Annotated in this window: 8 protein-coding genes; 4 read left to right on the forward strand and 4 right to left on the reverse strand. The window is 67.3% G+C overall.

Annotation, left to right across the window (positions count from 1 at the left end; genetic code table 11):
* Positions 1-124: 124 nt before the first annotated feature.
* Positions 125-1042: a LysR family transcriptional regulator gene (locus tag ACIBBH_RS33275; RefSeq protein WP_399411081.1), complete on the forward strand. Its 918-nt coding sequence runs from the start codon at positions 125-127 to the stop codon at positions 1040-1042.
* Positions 1043-1201: 159 nt separating this feature from the next.
* On the opposite strand, the gene ACIBBH_RS33280 is transcribed toward ACIBBH_RS33275, so the two are convergent.
* From ACIBBH_RS33280 to ACIBBH_RS33290, 3 genes are all read right to left on the reverse strand, one after another.
* The gene (locus ACIBBH_RS33280) at positions 1202-2002 is read right to left on the reverse strand and encodes an amino acid ABC transporter ATP-binding protein (RefSeq protein WP_399411083.1); all 801 of its coding nucleotides are present in this window, start codon (positions 2000-2002) and stop codon (positions 1202-1204) included.
* Entirely contained in the window at positions 1999-2892 is an 894-nt protein-coding gene (locus ACIBBH_RS33285) for an amino acid ABC transporter permease (protein WP_399411100.1), read from the reverse strand. The genes ACIBBH_RS33280 and ACIBBH_RS33285 overlap by 4 nt, the downstream gene beginning before the upstream one ends.
* A 65-nt stretch (positions 2893-2957) precedes the next feature.
* Positions 2958-3917 (reverse strand): ABC transporter substrate-binding protein, encoded by a 960-nt coding sequence (locus ACIBBH_RS33290; RefSeq protein ID WP_399411085.1) that lies wholly within the window; start codon positions 3915-3917, stop codon positions 2958-2960.
* Positions 3918-4307: 390 nt separating this feature from the next.
* Here ACIBBH_RS33290 and ACIBBH_RS33295 point away from each other — a divergent pair, with 390 nt between their 5' ends.
* From ACIBBH_RS33295 to ACIBBH_RS33305, 3 genes are all read left to right on the forward strand, one after another.
* Positions 4308-5384, forward strand: a complete 1077-nt coding sequence (locus ACIBBH_RS33295) for a tyrosine-type recombinase/integrase (protein ID WP_399411087.1) — start codon at positions 4308-4310, stop codon at positions 5382-5384.
* Complete coding sequence (locus ACIBBH_RS33300) at positions 5381-5710, forward strand: helix-turn-helix domain-containing protein (RefSeq protein ID WP_399411090.1); 330 nt, start codon at positions 5381-5383, stop codon at positions 5708-5710. The genes ACIBBH_RS33295 and ACIBBH_RS33300 overlap by 4 nt, the downstream gene beginning before the upstream one ends.
* 80 nt (positions 5711-5790) lie before the next feature.
* Positions 5791-7296 (forward strand): hypothetical protein, encoded by a 1506-nt coding sequence (locus ACIBBH_RS33305; RefSeq protein ID WP_399411092.1) that lies wholly within the window; start codon positions 5791-5793, stop codon positions 7294-7296.
* Positions 7297-7433: 137 nt separating this feature from the next.
* On the opposite strand, the gene ACIBBH_RS33310 is transcribed toward ACIBBH_RS33305, so the two are convergent.
* The gene (locus tag ACIBBH_RS33310; RefSeq protein WP_399411094.1) at positions 7434-7661 is read right to left on the reverse strand and encodes a recombinase family protein; all 228 of its coding nucleotides are present in this window, start codon (positions 7659-7661) and stop codon (positions 7434-7436) included.
* Positions 7662-7863: the final 202 nt, after the last annotated feature.

Consider the following 7863-nt stretch of genomic DNA (forward strand, 5'->3'; position numbering starts at 1 on the left):
GACCGGGCCCCGTCCACGATGTCCGGGGACCGGGCGCACGACAAGACACAGCAGCACGAAAGGTTTGACGCGGCAGGGCCACAAATGCTTATCCTCAAAGCCCCGTCCCGCCAAGGAGCCCGCGTTGCTGAGACCTCTGCATCTGCTCACCCTGAAGGCCGCCGTCCGCAGCGGTTCGTTCGCCGTCGCGGCCCGCGACCTCCGCTACACCGCTTCCGCGGTCTCCCAGCAGATCGCCGCGCTGGAGAAGGAGACCGGACTGGTCCTCTTCGAGCGCGAGGCCCACAGCATCCGCGCCACCGCCGCCGCCCACCGCCTGGTCGAGCTCGGCACCCCGGTGCTGGCGGCCCTAGACGACCTGGACTACCAGGTGCAGCAGCTCGCCACCGGCGCCACGGGACGGCTGCGGCTCGGCAGCTTTCCCACCGCGAGCGTCCGCCTGGTGCCCGCAGCCCTCGCCGCGCTGGTCGCCACCCATCCAAAGGCGCAGATCCAGCTGACGGAGGGCGAGCCCGGTGAACTCGTCACCGCGCTCGGCCAGGGAGAGCTGGACCTCGCCCTGGTGTACGAGTACGCACTGAGCCCGCGCCATTGGCCGGACGAACTGACCCGCCATACGCTGCTGCGCGAGGATCTCCTCCTCCTGAGCCCCAGCGGCAACCGCCTGAACGTCGGCCTGCCCGGGCTGTCCCGGGCCCGGTGGATTACCAGCCGCGAGGGCACTGGCGGAGCACAGGCTCTCATCCGGCTGTGCGCGGCCGCCGGGTTCGACGCCGACATCGCCTTCCGCAGCAACGACTACGACGTGGTACGCGAACTGGTCTCCGCCCGCCTCGGGGTGGCGGTCGTCCCCGCGCTCGGCCACGCGGCCACCGCAGGCATCGACGCCACCCGGCTCACCGAACGCTTCGCTCATCGCACCGTGCTGGCGCTGCACCGCACCGAGAACAGCAATCCGCTGCTCGGCACCACGCTGTCGGCCCTGCGCAACGCGGTGCCCGAGGCCGAGGACCACCTCCACCCCGCGAGCAGCACCAGCTAGCCGCTGGCTCATATGACCTGCTTGGTCTCCCCGGAGACCGCCAGAACCGCCTGCACGGCTCCGGCGCCCATCGTGGAGTGCACAGCCGGATCGCTATCGAGGAAAGGCAGTGAAAGGGGCGGTACGGAGTTGCCTTACCGCCTCTCGCCGTGTGCACTGTCAGAGCACCTTGGACAGGAAAGACTTCGTCCGCTCGTGCTGTGGGTTCGCCAGTACCTCCCGCGGGTGACCGGATTCGACCACGACGCCGTCGTCCATGAAGACCAGGTTGTCGCCGACCTCGCGGGCGAAGCCCATCTCGTGGGTGACGACGACCATGGTCATGCCGGACTCGGCGAGGTCGCGCATGACGTCGAGGACGTCGCCGACCAGCTCCGGGTCGAGGGCGGAGGTCGGCTCGTCGAAGAGCATCAGCTTGGGTTCCATCGCCAGCGCACGGGCGATGGCGACACGTTGCTGCTGACCGCCGGAGAGCTGGGCCGGGTAGTGGCCGGTCTTGTCACCGAGGCCGACGCGGTCCAGCAGCAGCCGCGCGCGCTCCCGGGCGGCGGCCTTGGACTCGCGCTTGACTTGGACCGGCGCCTCGATGACGTTCTCCAGCGCCGTCATGTGCGGGAAGAGGTTGAAGCGCTGGAACACCATGCCGATGTCCCGCCGTTGCGCCGCCACTTCCTTTTTCTTGAGCTCGTAGAGCTTGTCGCCGCTCTGCCGGTAGCCGACCAGTTGGCCGTCGACGTACAGCTGGCCAGCGCTGATCTTCTCCAGGTGGTTGATGCACCGCAGGAACGTGGACTTGCCGGAGCCGGACGGGCCGATCAGGCAGAACACCTCTCGCGGATGCACCTCCAGGTCGATGCCCTTGAGGATGTGCGACAGCCCGAACGACTTGTGCACGCCCTCAGCCCTGACCATTGGGTGGCCGCTCGTGCCTTTGACCATGTTCTTGATGAGATCGCTCATCGGGCCACCTCCGGGCGGCGGATCGAACCGAACATACGGAGGTTCTTCCTCATCCGCTGTAGTGGGGTCGGCGGCAGATTGCGCGACGAACCCCGGGCGTAACGGCGCTCGACGTAGTACTGGCCGATGCTGAAGATCGTGGTCAGGAGCAGGTACCAGATTGAGGCCACGAAGTACATTTCGACGACCGCCAGTGAGGTGCTGGAGATGTCCGTGGCCTTCTTGATCAGCTCGGGGAGCTGGACCGCGTAGGCCAGGGACGAGGTCTTCAGCATGTTGATGAACTCGTTGCCGGTCGGCGGGACGATGACCCGCATGGCCTGCGGCAGGATCACCCGGCGCAGCGTCTTGCCCTGGGTCATGCCCAGGGCGTGGGATGCCTCCGTCTGGCCCTCGTCGACCGACTGGATGCCGGAGCGGACGATCTCCGACATGTACGCGGCCTCGTTCAGTCCGAGGCCGAGCAGGGCCGTCAGGACCGGTGTCATCACCTGGTTCATCTCGTCCTTGTAGAACCCCAGGTTCAGGATGGGGAAGATGAGCGAGATGTTGTACCAGAGCAGCAGCTGGACCAGGACCGGGGTGCCCCGGAAGAACCAGATGTAGAACCAGGCCACGGTACTGGTGACGGGGTTCGACGACAGCCGCATCACGGCGAGGATGATGCCGAGCGCGACGCCGAGCACCATGGCGAGCACCGAGATGTACAGCGTCGTCCAGGCGCCCTTCGCGATGCCCGGGTCGAAGAGATAGTCGGGGATGATGCTGTAGTTGATGTTCGCGTTGGAGAAGGCGACGCCGATCAGCGCCAGGATGGCGATGACCACGGCGCCAGCCACCCAGCGGCCGTAGTGGCGCACGCGAATGGCCTTGATCTGCTCCGGGGGCATGGACTGTGCCTGAGCCGTGTCGACAGTGTCAGTCACGGTGACTGCCTTTCAGTGTTGCGTGAGGCTCAGGAGCCGCCGTTGATCTTCGCCTCGGTCACGGCGCCGTCCGTGACGTTCCACTTCTGCAGGATCTTGGTGTAGTCGCCGTTCTGGATGATCGCGCTCACCGCGGCCTGGAGGGCGTCGCGCAGCTGACTGTTGTCCTTGCTGACGGCGATGCCGTACGGACCCGCCTCGATCTGGCCGCCGACGACCGCGAAGTCCTTGCCGGCGGTCTTCGCGTTGTACGCCGCCACCGGGAAGTCGTTCAGGACGGCGACCGCCGCGCCCTGCTTCAGACGGAGCAGCGGCTCGGTGTTGGTGCCGAAGGTCTGGAGGTCGATGGCCTTCTTGCCGTCCGTCGTGCACTTCTTGCTCTGTGCCTTGGCGATGCCCTCGGACGTGGTGCCCTTCACCATGGTCACGACCTTGCCGCACAGGTCGTCGAGCGAATTGATGTCCTTCGGGTTGCCCTTCTGGACCTGGATGGAGGTGCCGGCGGTGAAGTAGTCGACGAAGTCGACGCCGTTGCCGACCTTCTTGCCGGTGTCGGAGTCGATGCCGTTCTGTCGGTCCTTGGTGTCGTTCATCGCCGACATGAGCACCTGGAAGCGGTTGGCCTGCAGGCCCACGATTAGGTTGTCGAACTTGCCGTTCTGGAACTCGAACTTCACTCCCAGCTGCTTGCCGAGGGCGGCCGCAATGTCGGGGTCAATTCCGACGGCCTTGCCGTTCTGCATGAACTCGACCGGCGCGTAGGCGATGTCGGAGCCCACCTTGATGACACCGGCCTTCTTGATGTCCGCGGGCAGCTTGTCGGCCAACGGAGCCGACGCCGAGGGAGCCGAGCCGGAGTTCGTGTTGCCGCTCTTGTCGGTCTGGTCGCCGCAGCCGGTCAGAAGCAGGGCGCCGGCGACCGCGATCGCACCGACCGCTTCTAGCCGGGGATGTACGGCGGTCGGACGACGGGTGGATCTTGCGGTCATGGTGCGTTCCTCCGGCGGATGGATGGAGTTGCCGATGGGGGCGGCGGGGCATTGCCGACGACTTCGGCGGTGCCCTGGCCCGACACCTTCGTCCACCTGCCGACGTGGGAGAAAGACCCCTCAGCACGAAACCTTGCAAGCCTCAGACCCAGTACGCCTGATCCGCGCAGGTTGCTGCCGGTTACTGCGCGGTCCGCAGGGTACCGAAGACCGCATAGTGTGCGACATCCCGTGAGTTCCTCTGAGCCCTGCTGACTCCTTGTCCCTGTGGCCAGGGTGTTCTGTCTCCTTGGGGTGCGCTTCGAGCCGGTGACGTAACTTCAGGATTCGTGAGGCGTTCTCACTTCGTCCGATCAATCTGTGATCGGGGTGAAGGCGAGGAGGCTCGGGTTGGCGCTGGCAGCCGTACGCGACCTGCGTGAGTTCCGCGATCCGGTCTCGGCGGAGGAACTGGAACAGCTCGAGACCGACGTGCTCGCCGGGTTCGTGCTCGCGCGAGCTTCGGCGGGGCTGGCGGACGGCACCATCCGCGGGGACGTCGGGCACCTGGACCAGATGCGGGCCTGGTTCGGGCGGCCGCTGTGGGATATGGAGCCGGCTGACGCCGACGGGTACTTCGGGAAGGTGCTGCGGGGCTCGCCGAGCGGTACCCGGCTGGCCCGCGCGCAGGCGCTGACCACGTACTTCCTGTTCCTGGAGCTGCGGCACAAGGTCGAGATCCACCGGATGACCGGGCGGGTCGTCGAGTGTCCGATCGATGAGATGAACCGCCCGCGGGGATCCAAGGACGCCGCTTTGCGGATTCCGCCGACCGAGCCGGAGATCAAGACGTTGTTCACCGGCTGGGGCGGCGAGCTGGCGACCTGCCGCAAGTTCGCCCCGACCGCGCGGAACTACACCGCGTCGAAACTGATGTCGCAGGTCGGACTCAGGGTGAGCGAGGCATGCAAGCTCGACCTGGCCGACATCAAGTGGGACCTTGGCCGCTTCGGCAAGCTCCATGTGCGTCACGGCAAGGGCGCCCGTGGATCGGGTCCGCGTGAGCGGATGGTGCCGCTGATCAACGGTGCAGACCGCACGCTGCGGTGGTTCATCGAGGACGTCTGGGGCCAGTTTGACGACGACCACACCCGCCCCGGTGCCCCGCTGTTTCCCTCCGAGCGCAAGAACGCCGACGGCTCCTCGCGCCGTGTCGGCGACGACGCCTTGCGCAACGGTCTGGCCGTTGCGGCGGAAGCCCATCTGCCAGGCTGGGCCGACAGACTGACGCCGCACGTCCTGCGGCACTTCTGCGCGTCCGAGCTCTACCTCGGAGGGCTTGATCTGCTCGGGATCCAAGAGGTCCTCGGTCACTCCTGGATCGCCACCACGATGCGGTACATCCACGTCCAGCAGACCCGGGTCGAGGACGCCTGGGTGTCCGGGCAGCAGCGGGCCGCGAAGCGGCTGGAAGGACTGATGGGATGAAGTGGAACCTGCGGCTGACCGCCGCGAACAAGGGGATCTGGAAGGCGTCCGAGCTCCAGCGGAGCCTGGCTGAGCACGGCTTGGTGATCTCGGCCGGGAAGATGTCCGGTCTGTGGTCCGGCCAGCCGGTCTCCCTCAAGCTGGAGGACCTGGACGTGATCTGTGTCGTGCTCGGCTGTGAGATCGGTGATCTGCTGATTCCCGAGCCCGGGACGGTCAGCCGCCCAGGTCAGCAGGCTGGAGCCCAGGAAGCCACGACCGGCTCGGTGGTGGCCCCGGCTGTCGTGCCCAAGCGCCGCGACGGCCGTTCCCTGCCGCCTATGTGACCTGGTCACCATCACCATGGGGAAGATCAGCGAGAACAAGCCGGCGGCCTCCTGGTCAGGCTGTTTCGCCTGGGGGGCAGTTGCCCGGCCGTTTCTGCCGCGGCTGCTATACCTACGGCCAGCAACACGCCGTCGGCGAGTGCGTCGGATGCCGGCGGCAGGTCCCGGTCGACGACAAGCACGGCTGCTGCCGCCTCTGCCGGGCTCAGGCAACCTGGGCGATCAAGGCCAGCGGCAAGGCTTCGCTGATCGAGCCGTACCTGCGGCAGGTGACCTGCCAGCAGCTGTTCTTCGCGAACCTCCAGCGGCCCAAGAACGGCGGGCCCCAGGTCGGCAAGGCCGGGCGGTGCGTGCTGAAGCCGCCGCCCCTCCCCGAACCGCATCGCGTGATCACGACGTCGACGCAAATGACGCTGTTCACTGCCACTCGGGACTTCCGCCGGTTCGACCGAGAACTCCACGCTGACCTGGCCAACCCCTGGCTGGTCCGGGCCCGGCAGGCCGCTCGGTCCCTGGGAGAGGCCCGCGGCTGGAGCCGCTGGATCACCAGCGACGTGAACCGAGCCCTGGTCATCGTGCTGTCCGGCTTCCGCGAAGGTGAATCGATCCGGTACTCCGAGCTCTTCCCGGCCCTGCGCGTCCGTGGGCTTCCCGTCGTGCGGACCGCCGAAGTCCTCGACCGTCTCGGCCTGTTCGCCGACGACCGGGCCCCCGCCGTCGACCGGTGGGTGGAGCGAAAACTCGACGGAATGCCCCCGGGCATCCATCGCGCCGTCGAAGCCTGGGTTCGCACTCTCCTCGACGGTGGCCCGCGGTCCGAGCCTCGCTCCCGGCACACGGCATGGGCCTACCTGGGTGAGATCCAGCCGGTGCTGCTGGAGTGGTCCAGCCGCTACGACCACCTGCGAGAGGTCACCCGAGAGGACATCATCGCGGCCCGGGACGCTGTCACCGGCAAACAGCGCGAGAGCCGGATCGTCGCGCTGCGGTCGCTGTTCCGGCACGCGAAGAAGAACGGCCAGATCTTCCGCAATCCCACGATCCGTATCCGTGTCGCCCGGCAGACCGGCGGCGTCCTCCAAACCCTTGTCCAGGCGGACATCGACGAGGCCATCGCCGCGGCCAGCACCCCAGACATCCGGCTCATCGTCGCCCTGGCCGCCGTCCACGCGGCACGGCCGAAGATGATCCGGACGATGCAGCTGGACGACGTCGACCTGGGCAACCGGCGCATCACCGTCGGCGGCCACGTCCGCCCGCTCGATGACCTCACCCGGCGTGCGGTCCTGGACTGGCTCGACCACCGCCGCAGCCGCTGGCCGAACACGGCCAACCCCCACCTGCTGATCACCCAGAAGACCGCCGTCGAACTCGGCCCGGCCGGCAAGCTCTGGACCACCCGGGCCACCCGCAACCTCACCGCCACCCTGGAACGGCTCCGCGTCGACCGCCAGCTCGAAGAAGCCCTCGCCCACGGCGCCGACCCGCTCCACCTCACCCTCCTCTTCGGCATCGACGAGAAGACAGCCATCCGCTACGCGGACTCGGCCCGGCAGCTTCTCCAGGCCGACCTGAGGTGCCGGTAAGAACGGTGGCATCAGCCGCAACCGATGGTCTTCAGGGTCTGGTGGTGGTCGTGTTCTTCGGCTGGTTGGGGCACGGTGTTCTATCGGTCGAGGTGTCCGTACACCGCGCTCCGCGGTACGCCGCAGAGATCGGCGATCTACTGGATGGTCTTCTCTCGGGCGTCGTAGAGCTGCTGGGCGAGCGTGGCCTGGTCGGCGGGGAGTTCGGGCCGGCGCCCGCCGACGCGTCCCCGCGCCCGCGCTGAGGCGAGACCGTCGTTGGTGTTTGCCACGATCAGTTCTTGCTGGAGCTCCGCCACTACCGACAGCCTGCCGAGCTTGGTGCGGCCCTCCATGGTGTAGGTATCGATGCCCTGTTCGGTCAACGTTTGACCCGCCCACGTAGCGCAAGCACGGCTAGCAGCAGCAACAGCGGCGCCGTGAACCGGAAGCCCATCTCGATATAGCTCCCGGGGCGCGTCAACCCCGGCCTCGGGACTGGTGAGGTCGCATGTTCAAGTGTCGCGTATTCCGTCGACGGCACCCCATCTGCTCGCGTTGAGTAGTCGCTCAGCGAAGGGCTGATAC

This window comes from Streptomyces sp. NPDC051636 (genome assembly GCF_044453765.1).
GTDB lineage: Bacteria > Actinomycetota > Actinomycetes > Streptomycetales > Streptomycetaceae > Streptomyces.

What these genes read in the sequence shown, in the direction of transcription:
- ACIBBH_RS33285 (WP_399411100.1), bottom strand. Translation starts at nt 2,892, where the DNA reads ATGCCCCCGGAGCAGATCAAGGCCATTCGCGTGCGCCACTACGGCCGC.
- ACIBBH_RS33280 (WP_399411083.1), bottom strand. Translation starts at nt 2,002, where the DNA reads ATGAGCGATCTCATCAAGAACATGGTCAAAGGCACGAGCGGCCACCCA.
- ACIBBH_RS33290 (WP_399411085.1), bottom strand. Translation starts at nt 3,917, where the DNA reads ATGACCGCAAGATCCACCCGTCGTCCGACCGCCGTACATCCCCGGCTA.
- ACIBBH_RS33300 (WP_399411090.1), top strand. Translation starts at nt 5,381, where the DNA reads ATGAAGTGGAACCTGCGGCTGACCGCCGCGAACAAGGGGATCTGGAAG.